Source organism: Pseudoalteromonas sp. MIP2626, assembly GCF_013414205.1.
Lineage (GTDB): Bacteria > Pseudomonadota > Gammaproteobacteria > Enterobacterales > Alteromonadaceae > Pseudoalteromonas > Pseudoalteromonas nigrifaciens.
In genome coordinates, this window is the sequence record NZ_JAATTW010000006.1 from 65,591 (window position 1) to 82,409 (window position 16,819).

Annotated in this window: 12 protein-coding genes; 5 read left to right on the plus strand and 7 right to left on the minus strand. The window is 41.5% G+C overall.

Annotated features, from left to right (window positions below; translation table 11 throughout):
- Positions 1-70: 70 nt before the first annotated feature.
- From HC000_RS05515 to HC000_RS05535, 5 genes are all read right to left on the minus strand, one after another.
- Entirely contained in the window at positions 71-1,483 is a 1,413-nt protein-coding gene (locus HC000_RS05515) for an efflux transporter outer membrane subunit (protein WP_179807152.1), read from the minus strand.
- The gene (locus HC000_RS05520; protein WP_179807153.1) at positions 1,483-4,614 is read right to left on the minus strand and encodes an efflux RND transporter permease subunit; all 3,132 of its coding nucleotides are present in this window, start codon (positions 4,612-4,614) and stop codon (positions 1,483-1,485) included. The genes HC000_RS05515 and HC000_RS05520 overlap by 1 nt, the downstream gene beginning before the upstream one ends.
- A 12-nt stretch (positions 4,615-4,626) precedes the next feature.
- Positions 4,627-5,790 (minus strand): efflux RND transporter periplasmic adaptor subunit, encoded by a 1,164-nt coding sequence (locus tag HC000_RS05525; RefSeq protein WP_179807154.1) that lies wholly within the window; start codon positions 5,788-5,790, stop codon positions 4,627-4,629.
- An 886-nt stretch (positions 5,791-6,676) separates the two neighbouring features.
- Entirely contained in the window at positions 6,677-7,978 is a 1,302-nt protein-coding gene (locus tag HC000_RS05530) for a hemolysin family protein (protein WP_179807155.1), read from the minus strand.
- 142 nt (positions 7,979-8,120) lie between these two features.
- Positions 8,121-9,230: an arginase family protein gene (locus tag HC000_RS05535; RefSeq protein WP_179807156.1), complete on the minus strand. Its 1,110-nt coding sequence runs from the start codon at positions 9,228-9,230 to the stop codon at positions 8,121-8,123.
- 417 nt (positions 9,231-9,647) lie between these two features.
- Here HC000_RS05535 and udp point away from each other — a divergent pair, with 417 nt between their 5' ends.
- Positions 9,648-10,406: a uridine phosphorylase gene (gene udp, locus HC000_RS05540; RefSeq protein WP_011329945.1), complete on the plus strand. Its 759-nt coding sequence runs from the start codon at positions 9,648-9,650 to the stop codon at positions 10,404-10,406.
- 30 nt (positions 10,407-10,436) lie between these two features.
- Here udp and cdd read toward each other — a convergent pair whose 3' ends face one another.
- Together cdd and ppc are read right to left on the minus strand one after the other, a co-directional pair.
- Positions 10,437-11,366, minus strand: coding sequence for a cytidine deaminase (gene cdd / locus HC000_RS05545; RefSeq protein WP_179807157.1), 930 nt, complete (start codon positions 11,364-11,366; stop codon positions 10,437-10,439).
- 120 nt (positions 11,367-11,486) lie between these two features.
- Positions 11,487-14,132, minus strand: coding sequence for a phosphoenolpyruvate carboxylase (gene ppc / locus HC000_RS05550; RefSeq protein ID WP_089369198.1), 2,646 nt, complete (start codon positions 14,130-14,132; stop codon positions 11,487-11,489).
- A 120-nt stretch (positions 14,133-14,252) separates the two neighbouring features.
- Here ppc and HC000_RS05555 point away from each other — a divergent pair, with 120 nt between their 5' ends.
- The 4 genes from HC000_RS05555 to HC000_RS05570 all read left to right on the plus strand — a co-directional run bounded on the left by HC000_RS05555 (position 14,253) and on the right by HC000_RS05570 (position 16,801).
- The gene (locus HC000_RS05555; protein WP_089369197.1) at positions 14,253-14,651 is read left to right on the plus strand and encodes a DUF393 domain-containing protein; all 399 of its coding nucleotides are present in this window, start codon (positions 14,253-14,255) and stop codon (positions 14,649-14,651) included.
- On the plus strand, positions 14,648-15,382 hold the full coding sequence (locus tag HC000_RS05560; protein WP_089369196.1) for an SDR family oxidoreductase: 735 nt from the start codon (positions 14,648-14,650) through the stop codon (positions 15,380-15,382). Before HC000_RS05555 ends, HC000_RS05560 begins: the two co-directional genes overlap by 4 nt.
- Positions 15,383-15,406: 24 nt before the next feature.
- The gene (locus HC000_RS05565) at positions 15,407-16,015 is read left to right on the plus strand and encodes a flavin reductase (RefSeq protein ID WP_089369195.1); all 609 of its coding nucleotides are present in this window, start codon (positions 15,407-15,409) and stop codon (positions 16,013-16,015) included.
- 123 nt (positions 16,016-16,138) lie between these two features.
- Entirely contained in the window at positions 16,139-16,801 is a 663-nt protein-coding gene (locus HC000_RS05570) for a DsbA family oxidoreductase (RefSeq protein ID WP_086995654.1), read from the plus strand.
- The last annotated feature ends 18 nt before the right edge of the window (positions 16,802-16,819 follow it).

The following is a 16,819-nucleotide window of genomic DNA, read 5'->3' on the forward strand; positions in this document are numbered from 1 at the left end:
AATTAGAAGTATTATAAATTTAACATTCTAGTGATGGTCTATAGCAAAAGCTATAGACCATATAGACTACTTAATCTTGCACCGCTGGTGAGGTAACTTGCCAACCGCCGCCAACTGCTTTGTATAAGTTAATTTTACTGGCAAGTAATGCTTGCTTACCCGTAATTAACTGCTGTTGGGCACTGTACCAAGTTCTTTGCGAATCAAGAACTTGCAAGTAACTGTCGGCACCTTTGTCGTAACGCGCTTGCGAAATATCAAAGGTTGCTTGACGGCTTTGCACTAACTGCTCAAGTGCGCTTAGCTGGGCGTTATAACCTTCTCTATCTGCAAGTACGTCAGCAACTTCACGAAACGCTTGCTGAATTTTTTGCTGATAGGTGGTAAGCGCTATTTGTTGCGCCGCTTTAGCAACATCTAAATTAGCTTGGTTACGGCCCATATTAAAAATAGGCAAATTAATAGTAGGTACAAAACTCCACGTACCCGAGCCACCATCAAATAAACCACTTAAGTCGCTTGATGCAGTACCCGCATTAGCGGTTAAACTAATACTTGGGTAAAACGCAGCACGCGCAATACCAATATTTGCATTAGCCGCTAACAACTGATGCTCAGCCGCTTTAATATCAGGGCGTTGCGTGAGTAAATCAGACGGTAAACCAACTGGTACTTCTGGTAAGTCGAGTAAATGATTAAGTGACGCATTTGGCAGTAAATCACTGGCAACGCTATTACCTACTAGTAAATCAAGCGCATTTTTATCGCGTTTTAATAAACGCTTATACTTTGCTATATCAACTTTAGCTGTAGCAACCGTACTTTTAAGTTGCTCTAGGGTAATTGCTGATGCAGCACCTAAATCAAAACTTTGTTGAGTAAGTGATAGCGACGACTGTTGCGACGTTAGGGTTTCCTCGGCCAGTGCTAATAGCTGCTGGTCGGTTGCATAGTTAAGCCAGGCATTAGCAAGCTCAGCAATAAGCGACACTTGCATACTGTATTGGCTCAGCTGCGTAGAGTATAAGGTTTGCAGTGCTTGCGCTGACTGATTGCGCACCTTGCCCCATATATCAAGCTCATACGAGGTAATACCTACGGTAGCACTGTACTGCGAATTAATACGCGGCTCACCAGTACTCGATAAATCACCCGGCAAGCGCTGACGCGATCCAGAGCCATTTATATCAAGCGATGGAAATAATGCCGAGTCTTCTATTTGATATAAGCCACGCACGCGCTGCACATTTAATGCAGCAATTTGTAAGTCTTTATTATGCTCAAGGCTCTGTGCAATTAACGCTTGCAGTTTTTCATCGTTAAAAAACTGTTGCCAATTTAGCTGCATAGCTTGCGCTTGCTCTGCACCCGATGCATACGCATCAGGCACAGGTAAAGCTATTTCTTGTTGCTCTGGGGCAAGTTGGCACCCCGTTAATACAGCTAAAGTAAGTGCGTTTAAACCTAATGTTTTTAAGTTCATTATTCGCTCTCCTTCGTTGCTACTGCCGATTTACTTGAGAATGTTTTACGTACTAAAACAAAAAACAAAGGCACAAATAACACCACTAAGGTAGAGGCAGCTAATGTACCACCAATAATAGAGATACCCAGCGCATTTTGTGCACCCGACCCTGCGCTCGACGCAATAGCCAAAGGTACAACACCACAAATAAAGGCCAGCGAGGTCATTAATACTGGGCGTAAACGCAGTTTAACAGCAGCTATTGCAGCATCCACTAAGCTCAGGCCTTCTTCCATTTTATGAATAGCAAATTCAACTATTAATATAGCGTTTTTAGAAGCCAAACCTATGGTGGTTAACAAGCCTACTTGTAAGTAAATATCGTTTGATAAGTTACCAATTAATGCCGCCATAATCGCACCAAATATACCCAGTGGCACAATAATCATTACAGCAAATGGTACTGACCAACTTTCGTATAACGCAGCTAAACATAAAAATACAAACAACAGCGACAAGCCATACAGTAAAGGCGCTTGCCCACCACTTGAGCGTTCTTGATAAGATATACCCGACCACTCAGAAGCAATACCGTTTGGCAATTGCTTAACTAAACGCTCCATTTCATCCATAGCCTGCCCTGTACTATAGCCAGGTGCTGCACTACCTTGAATTTCCATCGCAGAAAAACCATTGTAGCGCTCTAAGCGTGGTGAGCCGTAAGACCAGTGCGAACTAGCAAATGCTGCAAACGGCACCATATCGCCATTATTATTACGCACGTACCACTTATTTAAGTCCTCTGGCACCATGCGCGAATCAGCTTCGCCTTGCATGTATACCTTTTTCACGCGGCCGCGGTCAATAAAGTCATTGACATAGCGGCTACCCCATGCGGTAGACAAAGTACTATTTATATCGGTTTGAGTAACGCCCAATGCTTCCGCTTTTGCAAGGTCAATATCAAGTTGCAGCTCTGGCATGTCTTCTTGGCCATTTGGACGCACACCCGCTAAAACAGGGCTTTTACTTGCCATACCCAATAGCATATTACGTGCATTTAATAGCTCGTCATGGCCTAAGCCTACGCGGTCTTGTAAAAACATATTAAAGCCATTAGCTGTACCAAGCTCTACAATTGCCGGTGGTGGGAAAGCAAATACAAACGCTTCTTTTATGGTTGAAAAATACCCCATCCCTTTACCTGCTACTGCATTTACCGATAAGTCGTCACGCTGGCGCTCATCCCAATGCTTTAAGCTCACAAAACCAATTGCTGAGTTTTGCCCAGAACCGGCAAAACTAAAGCCTGTTACCGTAAAGATAGAACTTACCGCTTCGGCTTGATCATTCAAATAATGGTTTTCTACTTTTTCAACTACACCTAACGTTTGCTCAATGGTAGAGCCTGCAGGCAACATTACTTGGTTAAATAATATACCTTGGTCTTCGTCTGGTAAAAAAGCAGTTGGTAAGCTTGAAAACACATATACCATACCACCCACAAGCACACCATAAATAAGTAAGTAGCGCTTTGATTGGCTGATCATACGCCCAACAATACCTTGTGCACCGCGGTTTGTTTTATCAAAACCACGGTTAAAGCCAGAGAAAAAACGTCCAATAAATGATGTTTTATCGTGTACATGGCTTGGCTTAAGTAAGGTTGCACATAATGCAGGCGTTAAAATAAGCGCCACTAATACCGACAAGCCCATTGCCGACACAATAGTAATAGAGAACTGACGGTAAATAACACCGGTAGAGCCACTAAAAAACGCCATCGGAATAAATACTGCCGACAGCACCATAGCAATACCTACCAATGCGCCTTTAATTTCGTCCATTGATTTACGTGTTGCATCTAATGCCGAGAGTTTTTCTTCAGTCATTAAACGCTCTACGTTTTCTACTACAACAATCGCATCATCAACCAACAGGCCAATGGCAAGTACCATAGCAAACATAGTTAACGTATTGATTGAATAACCAAAGGTATACAAAATTGCAAACGTACCCAGTAATACAACAGGTACTGCAATAGTCGGAATTAACGTCGCACGAAAGTTTTGTAAAAACAAATACATTACAACAAACACAAGTATCACAGCTTCAATTAACGTGTGTACTACTTTTTCTATCGACAAAGATACAAATGGTGTGGTGTCGTAAGGAATAACACTTTCTAAGCCCTGAGGGAAAAACGGTTTAAGCTCTTCAAGGGCTTTTTTAACACCATTTGCCGTATCTAGCGCATTCGCACCACTGGCCAGTTTTATCCCTAAGCCCGATGCGGGTTTTCCATTAAAACGTGCGACTACACCATAGTTTTCACCGCCTAGCTCTACTCTCGCTACATCTTTTAGTCGTACTACTGAGCCATCACTATTGGTTTTAACTAAAATGTTTTCAAACTGATCAGGTGTTTGCAAACGGCTTTGTGCCGTTATTGTCGCATTTAACTGCTGCCCTGCAATCGCAGGCATACCACCGAGTTGGCCGGCAGAAACCTGCGCATTTTGTGCAGTAATTGCCGCGCCAATATCGTTTGGCGTTAACTTAAAGTTTTGTAATTTTGCTGGATCTAACCAAATACGCATAGCGTACTGCGAGCCAAATAACTGCGCTTCACCTACACCATCAACACGAGAAACAATATCTTGCACGTTTGAGGCTACATAATCACCAATATCAATATTAGTCATGCTGCCATCTTTAGACACAAAACCTAATACTAATAAAAAGTTACGCGCCGCTTTGGCTACTACAACACCTTGGCGTTGTACTTCCTCTGGTAACAACGGCGTTGCGGTTGCTAATTTGTTTTGTACTTGAACCTGAGCAATATCAGGGTCTGTATCAGCATTAAACGTTAATGTAAGCGTTGCTGAGCCACTCGACTCTGACGTTGACGACATATATAACAAGCCGTCTAGCCCTTTCATTTTTTGCTCAATAACTTGAGTTACAGAGTCTTCTAAGGTTTGCGCTGATGCACCTGGGTAATTTGCAGTAATACTAATCGCAGGCGGTGCAATAGAAGGATACTGTGCAATAGGTAAACTTTTAACTGCTAAAATACCCGCTAACATAACAATAATAGCGAGTACCCAAGCAAATATCGGTTTATCGATAAAATATCGTGACATTTAAACTCTCCGTTATTGCGCTTGAGTGGCTAAAGGTGTTGCTTCAGTGACAATCACTGGCGCGCCAGGACGAATTTTTTGTAAGCCTTCAACAATTAACTTATCACCAGCAGATAAACCTTTAGTCACTAACCAGTTCGAACCTATTGTTCTATCAACTTCTAGTACTCGGCTCTCTACTGTATTATTTTCACTTACCACCATAGCCGTTGGCTGGCCTTTGGTATTACGCGTTACACCACGCTGCGGAACCAAAACAGCATTTTCTTGAACCCCTTCAACAATAGATGCACGGGCATACATACCCGGTAAAAGTAGTTTCTCAGGGTTAGAAAATTTAGCTCGCAATGTTACCGAACCCGTACTTGGATTAACCGTTACTTCTGAAAACTGTAAGGTGCCCTTATGCGGATAAACCGAACCGTCTTCCATATAAAGCTCAACCTCGGTTTGAATATCTGCATCAACACTTAACGAGCCCGACGACAACGCTTTTTTAAGCTTGGTTAACTCATTACTCGATTGTGTTAAATCAACATAAATTGGATCAAGTTGCGTTACTGTTGCCAATGCCATTGCTTGATTAGCACTTACCAAAGCACCAACAGTCACACTCGATTTACTAATTTGACCACCAATAGGCGATGCCACATGGCTGTAATCTAAATTAATTTGTGCAGCCTGTAATTGCGCTTTCGCAGTAAGTAACTCAGCCTTTGCCTGTTTAGCAGTTGCATCTGCTTCGTCAAAGTCTTGCTGACTTACAGCTTTAATTGCCAACAACTCTTTATAACGCGCAGCTTTTGATTTACTGCTGGCAATACTCGCCTCAGCACGGGCTACAGCTGCTTCACTTGCTGCAAGCTCAGCTTCAAAAATGGCTGGATTTATTTGATATAGCGCTTGGCCTTTTTCTACTTGCGTACCTTCTGTAAACAAACGAGATTGCACAATACCGCTAACTTGAGGACGAATTTCTGCTATTTGATATGCACTTACACGCCCTGGTAATTCTTGTTTAAGTGTAAGTGTTTGGCTTTTTATCGTAACTACACCTACTGGAGTGCCTTGAGAAGCAGTAGCTTTAGGTTGCTCAGCAGCCTGATCACAACCAGTTAAAACGACAGAACCAACGAGGGCCGAAAATACCAATAGCGCGATGCGGGAACGCTGCATATTAAATTACCTTTTAACTTGAATTTAAACTTTAGAATGAACGTTCATTCTAAATTATTTGCATGCACTTTCCAATGCTAATTAAGAATTATTTTTAACTAGATTTAATGCTGTAAACATATGTAAATTTGGTTGACTAAAGCGACTATTTGCTTACAGTCAAAACTCCCCTAGGGCATTGTGTAAAGCCCAAATAGGGCTGAATTCAGCGTGGTTATGCTTTGAATGGTGATTGGTATAGACATTTAGTTGAGCTGCATAGAACGATAAACGGTCAGTCAAGAATTGTGATGTATGAAGTCAAGATTTGACCCCTTCGATTCTCTTTCAAGCCATTCGATAACATAAAATGCTGATAATAATAATTGGCTAGATATTTTACTGTGTCGGATGGCGCTTCGCTTATCCGACCTACATTCGGTGCTTCCTTAGGTAATCGATAATACAAAACGCTAATGTTAATTGAGGCTGCTTTTTTCGTTGGGCTTCGCTGCGCTCAAACCAACCTACCTCAATCAACGTCAAAAGGTAGGTTGGTTAAGCCGAAGGCGCCACCCAACAAAGTTTCAGATTCACGCCTTGAAGGCCCGTTCATGGCATTTTCTAGCAATTTGACAATATAAAATGCTGATAATAATTGGCAAGGTATTTTACTGTGTCGGATGGCGCTTTGCTTATCCGACCTACATTCGGTACTTTTTAGGTAATCGATAATACAAAACGCTAATGTTAATTGAGGCTGCCTTTTTTCGTTGGGCTTCTCTGCGCTCAAACCAACCCAAGTAAAAACACCTTAAAATAATAAAATAAGGTGTTTTTACTTTGTGATTTTGACTGTTTACTTGCTACTTTTTACTTGCTAATAGCGAGCTAACTTAGTTTGTACTTAGCTTTGCGGTGGCTCGGGCGTGGGTACTATTTTTGATACCAGTAACTGCTCAACCCGAATGCCTTCAACATCGACCACTTCAAATTTAAAGCCGGCGTATTGAATATACTCTGCACGTTTTGGAATACGCTTCATGGTATAAATTAAATATCCGGCCACGGTTTCGTAATGACTTTGATGAGGAAACTCATCAATATCAAGTACTTTAGCCAGCTCAACTATGGGGGTTAAACCATCAACTAACCAGGAGTTTTGGTCGCGCTCAACAATTAACTCATCATCGCTGTGAGTAATTAAGTCGCCCATAAAGCCTTTCATTAAATCTTTTACCGTTACTATGCCTACCACTAATGCGTATTCGTTAACTACCACAGCAAAAGGCTGTACGGCTGTTTTAAACGCATTTAATGCCTCTGATAAACTGAGGGTTTCGGGCAGATAAAAAATATCTTTTTCGAGCATTTCGCTATTAATATTCGCTGCATCGCCTTTAAGTACTTGGCGTAAAATATCTTTTGATTCAACAGAGCCGATTAATTTATCTAAATTATCGTTACACACTAAAAAGTGATTATGTGGATGCTCTATTATTTTGTTAGCAATATCATGGCTCGACTCATTAATATCAAAATAAACTATTTGGTCGCGCGGCGACATCACACTCGATATAAAGCGCGCTTCTAGGTCAAATACGTTACCGATTAAATCGTATTCTTGTTGCTGTAGGCTACCGTATTCTGCACCTGCATCCATCATGGCAACAATGTCTTCTGTGGTTACAATATCTTCGCGCTCGCTTGGTACTTTAAAAATACGCAAAATAATATTTGTTAAACCATTAAAAAATAATACCAAGGGCGTTAAGGCATAGGTAACCCAGCGCATTATTGTTACCACGCGCACAGCAACGGCCTCTGGCAAAATCATCGCCAAACGTTTAGGTAGTAAATCTGCAAATAAAATAAACAGTGAAGTAATGGTTAAAAACGACAGTAAAAAACTAATTTGTGTCAGTAATGGGCCTTGATAAAAAAACTGCAAAACATTTTGCACATAAGGCGAAAGTGCTTGCTCACCCACAATGCCGCCTAATATAGCAATAGCATTAAGGGTTATTTGGATCATGGCAAAAAATGCCCCAGGTTGTTCTTGTAGCTTTAATACTGCAGCTGCTTGAACATTGCCCTCATCAGCCATTACTCTTAATTTTATTTTACGCGATGCTGCAATCGCAATTTCCGACATTGCAAACAACGCACTGATCAAGATTAATAAGCCAATCCCGACTAAATCACCCATTTATAGCTCCAATAAAATACGCTTTTATAGCAAAAGCAGCTGGATTATAGTCGCTTTTTTAAACGGGGCAATTTAAATTTAATATTTATTAAAAGGCTTTTATTATCAATACAATAAGCAGGCCTTTCGACCTGCTTTAAGATTACTTGTTCATCGCACTAATCAAAAACGCCGAAATTTTAGCGCCTTCTCGTAAGGTGGTTTCTGAACTTGACTGCCCTACTAGCGAGCTGTCGGTAAAAGGCGCAATTTCCATCATATCGGCACCGGTGATCGGAAATTCATCGGCTATGGCTGATAAAATATCCAGTGCGTGCTGCGGCGTTAAGCCGTTTGCCTCTGGTGTGCCTGTTGCAGAGGCATATTTTTCATCAAGGGCGTCAATATCAAAGCTAACATACACTTCGTCAACGTTGTCGGCTTTAAGCTGGGCAATGGCATCTGCGGCAACGGCTGCTGCACCGCGCTCTATAATTTCATGCGCCCAATGTTGTTTAACACCAAAGGTGCTTTCCCAATGCTCTTTCGGTTTACCGCTTGAACGAATACCAAATTGAATTAAATGATGTGGCGCAGGTAAAAACTCTAAAATATGCGTACACCAAGAGCCAAAACATAAATCAATGCCTAAGCGCTCAACCAATAAGTCGGTATGGGCATCAAAATGAATAATTGCGGTACGCTTGCCTTGTGCGCGCTTAGCTTTTAAATACGCTTTTGTTAATGGGTAACTAATTGAATGATCGCCGCCAATACCAAAAATGCCTTTATTTTCAAATGTTGCATAAAAGCTGTCGCATACATCTTCAGTGATCGACAGTGGGCTAACGTAATAGTCGTTATTTTCGTTGCCGTATAATGCTTTTTGGCAATTGGTTATAGTGGCTTTGTTTAGGTATTTATCATGTAATAAATGAGGAATAACGCGTACGTCGCCTAAATCGAATGAGCGGCACTGAGGTTGCTGATCAAGTAATGCTGAGCGTAAAAATAACGGCCCCCAGTTTGCGCCACGTAAAATACCGCCGCCACAATCTGAGCTAATACCTAGCATAACCGCTTTATGCGGCGAATTGGGTAACTCGTTAAGCGACTCACGCCATAATGGGCCAATGTTTTCGGTTTGCCCATAAAGCTTATTTCTTAATGCAGCTTTGCGCTCTTTTGCAGTGTTAACTGTATATACACCATCACCTGGTGCGCACAAACAATGCTCAATTTTGCTTTTAAATTCCTGAAATTCGGTGCTCATGGTAAACCCTTATAAATCTATATGTTTTGCGTGGTACTGATTAGTTATGCAAAATTGCTAATATTTAAATACTAACAATAACATTAGTACTGCTTGCTAAAAGCAAACTAACGTTAAATTAGCCTTGCTTCACTAATGTATATACCATCCAAAAAATAACAACTAACCATATGAATAAAAACAACTTAGTGTAAATATGCCTGTTGTTTATGATAATTTACTCATTACTTTAGACGATCAATATAATGTCTGCCTATACAAGTCAACCGCCTCATTTTACGGGTAATTTTAATATATGCTTGAATATTCAATGTGGGTGAATAAATCAAAACAAATCAACACGGACATACGTCCTGTACTAAACAAACAATTATAGTAATGATGCTAAATTGATAGTAATTTTATAAAGGCTTAGTTATGGAAAAGGTATTTCACTTAGGGTTATGTATTGACGATCTTAAAGGTGCAAAACTGGCTATTGTTCCGGGCGATCCGGATCGTGCTGCACGTATTTCGCAATTTTTAGATAACCCAACTTGCCTGGCTAAAACGCGTGAATTTCATGTTTATTTAGGTGAGCTTAATGGCCATTCTGTGGTTATATGCTCTACCGGTATTGGCGGTCCATCGACGTCGATTGCCGTTGAAGAATTAGCCCAACTTGGCGTGCACAGCTTTTTGCGTATTGGTACTACTGGCGCAATTCAACCACACATTAACGAAGGCGATATTTTAATTAGCCAAGCCTCTGTGCGTTTAGATGGTGCAAGCCAGCATTTTGCGCCGCTTAGCTACCCTGCGGTATCTGACTTTTTTGCTACCCAAGCTATGGTTAAAGCCTGTGAAAACCTTAATATCGATTTTCATATTGGTATTACTGCATCAAGCGACACATTTTACCCAGGGCAAGAGCGTTACGATACGCACTCTGGTTATGTGCCAAAGTCGTTACAAGGCAGCTGTGAAGAGTGGCAAAAATTGGGTGTGATGAACTACGAAATGGAATCGGCAACCTTATTTACTATGTGTGCGGCACTTGGTTTACAAGCAGCGTGCGTAGCCGGTGTATTAGTTAATCGTACTCGCCAAGAAATTCCTAATGTTGACCACGGCGAAATTGAAAGAAAATCAGTTGCGGTAGTATTAGAAGCCGCTAAAGTACTGCTCGCTAAGTAACAGTACTTTTTAGTGCGTCAGTTTGCCAAGTTACTCACTTAATGGCGCACTAATTAGCTCAAGTGGTGGCAAGTTTACAAAGCTTGCTAGCACTGCTTGAGCCACTCCTGCTTGGTTTTCATGACCAGCGGTTTCTAACAGTGTTATTCCCTTTACGGTATGTTGATCAAAACTCAAACCGGCTAAAAACAACTGACTTAATGCACTTTGCAATGGCGATAAGCTAGGGCTGTATGCAGCGTTTTCTGCGTAACTGCCATAAAAGTCACCGTTGTTAAACGTAGTGATTTTTACTGCGCTGTAGTTTTGGCTATACGGTACATAAGCTGCTAACGCATAGGCTGCCAGCTGTTGCTCTACTTCTGTATTGTTAAATGAGCGAGCCTGCGGGGCTGGATTAAATAAGCTGTACTGATTGCCTAAATCGGTGGGGCCAAACGAATGCGGTAACAAGTCTGCAAGTTTAAATTGCTGCTCGGGCAGTAAAATATCAAATTCACGCGCATCAGCTAATTCGTTCATAAATTGGCGGCAATAACCACAAGGTGCGTCACTAATCGCTATTTTTAGTATTTTTTTCGCGCCATTTAACCACGCATTATTAATTGCAGACTGCTCTGCGTGCACCACTAAACTAAGTGCTTGGCGGTTAAACTCGGCATTAGCACCAAAGTAAAAATTAACCTCGCCGCTTTCATCAAGTGCTTTAACGATTGCACCTACATGAAAGTTCGATACGGGTGCTACCGCAAACTCAGACGCTAAAGGCACTAAACCTTGTAATAAGGCGTCGTTTGTTACATTAAGTTGCGCGCATAGTTGGTTAATATTATTTGCGTTTAAAATACCGTGCTGGGTTTTTAATTGGCTACGTAAAGCCTGTGTTTGCGCTACGCTTAAAGAGATGTGGGTATTACTAAGTGCGGTGTTTGCTTGTACTAAAAAGGTTGCAGAAGCCATAATATAATTTTTGTTATTCAATGGCTAAGTAGTTTAAAAGGTTAGCGCATAAAATGCCAGCGCATATGCATAAAATAAGGGGTTACGGCGCTGCGCAACCCCCTTATTTTTATTTAGCTATTAACCAGTATTGCGCATACCTGCAGCTATGCCGGTCATGGTGATCATTAACGCGTTATCTATATCGCCTTCACTGCCATTGTCGCTTGAGCGCGCACGGCGAAGTAACTCTACCTGCAACACATTAAGCGGATCGGTATAAGGGTTACGCAGCGCAATTGACTCTTTGATCCATGGCTGATCGGCCAATAAGCTTTTTTGCGGGCTAAGCGACTGTACTAAACTAATCGCTTCTGCGAGCTCTTTGCGCAAAGTAACACCGAGTGGTTTGTACATATCTTCCACCAGCGCGTTATCGTAATGCTCACTTAACCAGCTGTCGGCCTTACTAAATACCATTTCGAGCATTTCTAGGCGCGATCTAAAAAATGGCCATTGTAAGCTCATTTCTTGCAAGGTTTCAACGCCGTATTTTGCCAATGCCGCTTGTAATCCTGTTAATGCGCCTAACCATGCAGGTAACATTAAACGATTTTGGCTCCATGCAAAAATCCATGGTATTGCCCGCAAACTTTCGACCCCACCTGTAGGGTTTCGTTTTGCAGGGCGCGAGCCAAGCGGCAGTTTAGAAAGCTCAAGCTCTGGGGTTGCCATTCTAAAATAAGGTACAAAGTTTTCATCGTGGCGTACCACGTTACGATAATGCTCGCACGACTCTTCGCTGATCAAAGCCATTACTTCGCGCCATTGTGGTTTAGGCTCTGGCGGTGGTAATAAATTACTTTGCAGTACAGCGCCGGCGTAAATATTTAAGCTTTGTAGCGCAACATCGGGTAAACCAAATTTAAAGCGGATCATCTCGCCTTGCTCAGTTACTCGCAAACCACCTTTTAATGACCCCGGTGGTTGTGAATGTAGGGCTTGTGCAGCGGGTGCGCCACCTCGCCCTACCGTACCGCCACGGCCATGAAATAACACCAGCTCTATGCCGCGTTTGTCGGCCAATTGAACTAGCTTATCCATTGCTTCGTACTGCGCCCAACCAGCTGCCATCATACCGGCGTCTTTTGCTGAGTCTGAGTAACCTATCATAACGTTTTGGGTATTGTTAATTTGGCCTCTGTACCAGTCATTATCCAACAAAGTAGTAATAACATTGTGGCCATCATTTAAATCATCTAAGGTTTCAAATAACGGCGCAACCGGTAGTTTAAAACTACAACCGCTTTCTTTTAACAGCAATTGTACCGCTAAAATATCGGAGGCTGTGCGCGCCATCGAAATAATATATAAGCCAAATGTTTGCTCGTCTTGCTGTGCAATCACGTCAAAGGTGTCGAGTACTTCTTGCACCTCTGGGCTTGGCTGCCAACGCTTAGGTATTAGCGGCCTGCGCGAGTTAAGCTCAGTGAGTAAAAAGGCTTGTTTGTCTTGCTCTTGCCATTGGTTGTAATCGCCTAAACCTAAGTAACGCGTAAGCTCTGAAAACACATCACCATGGCGCGATGAATCTTGGCGTACATCTAATTTAGCTAACCGCAAACCAAAACTATTAATACGATGTAATACATCCAGTAATAGGCCATCAGCAACTACTTTCATATTGCATTTTAATAGCGAGCGATAGCACACCTCAATTGGATGTTTTATTTGGTTTATATCGGTAATTAAGTCTTGGGCTTCGCTGCGCTGATTTTTTATTTTTGCCCCTAAATGCATTACGGTTTCTAACACTTGGTTTTTAAGTGTTTTAATCACGCAGCGATAAGGTTCAAATTCTTGCCCCGCAAGGGCTATTAGCTCATCACTGGCATCAGACATCGACAGCTCTGTACTTAGCGTTTCTAGATCGCGGCCATATAAGTCCAGTGCCATCCAACGACCATGATCAAGCACCTCTTTGGTTACTTGTGCGGTTACATAAGGGTTGCCGTCACGATCTCCGCCCATCCACGAGGTAAACTCTATTGGGCTGTAGTTTGTTGGTAACTCTAAGCTTAAATGCTCTTTTACATGCTGACTAAACTCACGTAAAAAACGCGGCACCGCATGCCACAAGCTATTTTCAATCACCGCGTAGCCCCACTTTGCTTCATCAACAGGGGTAGGTCGCGAGCGACGAATATCGTCGGTGTGCCATGCTTGGCTAATTAACTGCGCAATACGATTTAAAATAGCCTCGCGCTCTTGTGCTAAGTTATCAGTTCGCTCCAATGAAGCTAAGCAATCACTTAACTCAACGTGCTTATTAATAATTGTGCGGCGTGTTACTTCTGTAGGGTGCGCGGTTAGCACCAAGTTTATGTGGAGTTTTGAGAGTGTGTCGGCCAAATGATTGTGATTAAGTTGGCCATTATTTGCTTTTGTTGCTAACGTTTTTAATGTTTGAGTGAGAGGATTTAGCTGGCAAAAACCAACATCATTAAAACGCGAAACGGTATGAAACTGCTCGGCAACATTGGCAAGGTTTAAAAAATGATTAAATGAACGGGCAACCGGTAACAGCTCTTCATCGCTGAGCGCATGTAATACTTTTATTAGTGTTTTACGGTCGTTTTCGTTGCCACTGCGAGATGACTTTGATAAAGCCCTTATTTCTTCTACTTTATCTAAAATTGCTTGGCCTTGGGCATCTTTAATTGTTTGCCCTAATAATTGGCCTAGTAAATTTACATTGCCTCGCAAGGCGGCATATTGTTCACTCATTTCTCAGTCTCCTTTGTTTCATGGAGCACTATTAATATCACTATGCGCGGTTATTTAATAGATCCATTTGCAATGGCGTGTCGTAAAAAAGCATATGTAAAATAATTACAAAGCAATAACATGATCATTTTTTACGATGCTAACTGCCCATTGTGTAACGCCGAAATGCAACATTTAAAGCGTGCTGACATTAATAATAAAATAATATTAGAGGACCTTAATGCCACTGACTTTAATACGCGTTTTCCTAATGTAGATAAAAGTATAGCTATGGCGTTATTACACGCAAGAATGCCATCTGGAATAATGATCTATGGCCTTGATGTAACCTACCAAGCATGGAAAACAGTAGATAAATATCCTTGGTTGAAGATTATTCGCTTGCCCATAATTCGTTTTTTTGCCGATTGCGCATACACTTTTTTTGCTAAGTATCGCCAGCCTATAAGTCGTTTTTTAATGCCAAACTCACAGTGTAAAAATAATCAATGTAAAACCAAAAGTGCAGGTGATAAATGAAAACTATTGTTTTATTTGGCGCAAGTAGCGCAATTGCACAAGCTTATATAGCGCATTTAAATAACCAAGTAACCCAGTACCATATTGTTTGCGTAAGCGCGGGCTCGCGCAATGCACAGTACAATAACCTAAATAATATAACGCAACTGCAAAGCGATTATTCAAAACAAAGCTTAAACAATGTTACCACTACACTACAAAACCAGCAGGCTGATTTACATCAGGTAATTATTTTTAATGGCCTTTTACATAATCAGCAACACATGCCAGAAAAAAAACTAGAGGACATTAACAGCGATTATTTTAATCAACTATTGCAAGTTAATGCGCTTACACCCCTGCTATGCCTGCAAAGTGTATTACCATTATTAACACCTAAAACCCACTGCACTATTACCGCATTAAGCGCCCGGGTTGGCAGCATAAACGACAATAAACTTGGCGGCTGGTATACCTATCGCGCATCAAAAGCGGCGCTTAATATGTTATTTAAAACTGCTGCCGTAGAGCTGGCAAGGCGCGCTAAAAACACTAAGCTCATTTTATTTCATCCCGGTACTACCGACACTGAGCTGTCTAAGCCTTTTCAAAAAAATGTACCGCCAAACACGCTTTTTACTCCTGCGTTTGTAGCGCAGCAATTATTTGAACTGACTAACAACAACCCTAATTTAGAACTTAACGGTGAACCCGCCTACCTAGATTGGCAAGGCACTGCTATTTCATGGTAGGTATTTCATGGTAAGGATTTTTTAATGCATTTTACTAAAGCGCGCATTGCAGCACTTGAAAAACACACGCGTACCCACTTTATAAACTCGTTGTCAGGCTTTAAAAGCGCTAACTTAATTGGCACTCAAGACAGCCAAGGCAATACTAACTTATCGATTGTTAGCTCTGTTATTCATTTAGGCGCGCACCCGCCATTAATTGGTATGATAATACGCCCCCATAGCGTTCCCCGTCACACTTTCGAAAATATTTTAGCAACCGGTGTTTATACTATTAATCATGTTAATAGTGCTATTTATCAGCAAGCACATCAAACCTCGGCGCGTTATGATAAAAACGAATCAGAGTTTGCTGCCACTGGTTTAACAGCTGAGTATTTAAATGAATTTACTGCCCCTTTTGTACAACAAAGCCGCTTAAAATATGCGGTAAAATACATTGAACATCAGCATTTAGCAGTCAATGGTACTGAGCTTGTGATTGGCGAAATAATGGACGTATATTTAGATGAAGCGGCACTGCAAAGCGATGGCTTTTTAGACTTACAGGCCATAGATACGGTAGCCATAAGCGGGCTCGATAGCTACCACAGCACTAACAAACTAATGCGCCTGCCTTATGCTAAAAAGTAACCAGGCTGCAAATACATTATTTGTAGCTTTTAATACACTGTAGAGTAATCATGATTGATAAACTGCAATTAATCCCAATATACTCATTATATTCGCTTTACCGCTTTGCCCTAAGGGAAAATAATGAAAACGCTTAAAATTGATATTGTATCGGATGTAATGTGCCCATGGTGCATTATTGGTTATAAAAACCTTGAAAAAGCACTCAGTGAATTACACGGTGAAATAAACGCAGAAATTAGCTGGAAACCGTTTGAGCTTAACCCAAATATGCCGCCTGAAGGCCAAGATCTAAATGAACATTTAACGCAAAAGTACGGCTTAACACCAGAGCAAAGCAAAGATAACCGCCAACGTTTAATAGACGCCGGAAAAGACGCCGACTTCACGTTTAACTTTGACGATAAGCGAATGATAATAAATAGCTTCGATTGCCATCGTTTATTAGCATGGGCTGCCACTTCAAATAAGCAGACCGAGCTAAAACTGGCTTTATTTAAAGCCCACTTTTCTGACTTAGTGAATTTAAACGAGCAACCCGCTTTGCTTGATATTGTTGCAAGTGTTGGCCTTGATACAGACCGTGCTCAAGAAATTTTAGCCGGTGGTGAGTTTTTTCAAGAAGTACGCAGCCAGCAAAGTGACATACAGCAAATGGGTATTACCACAGTGCCTACTTTTATCATAAATGAGCAATACGCCCTTACCGGCGGACAACCTAGCGCTGCATTTGTGCAAGCCTTTAAGCAAATAACTGAAGAAGAAGCACAGCAAAACGCTGAGTAATTAAACTCTGAATTAAAG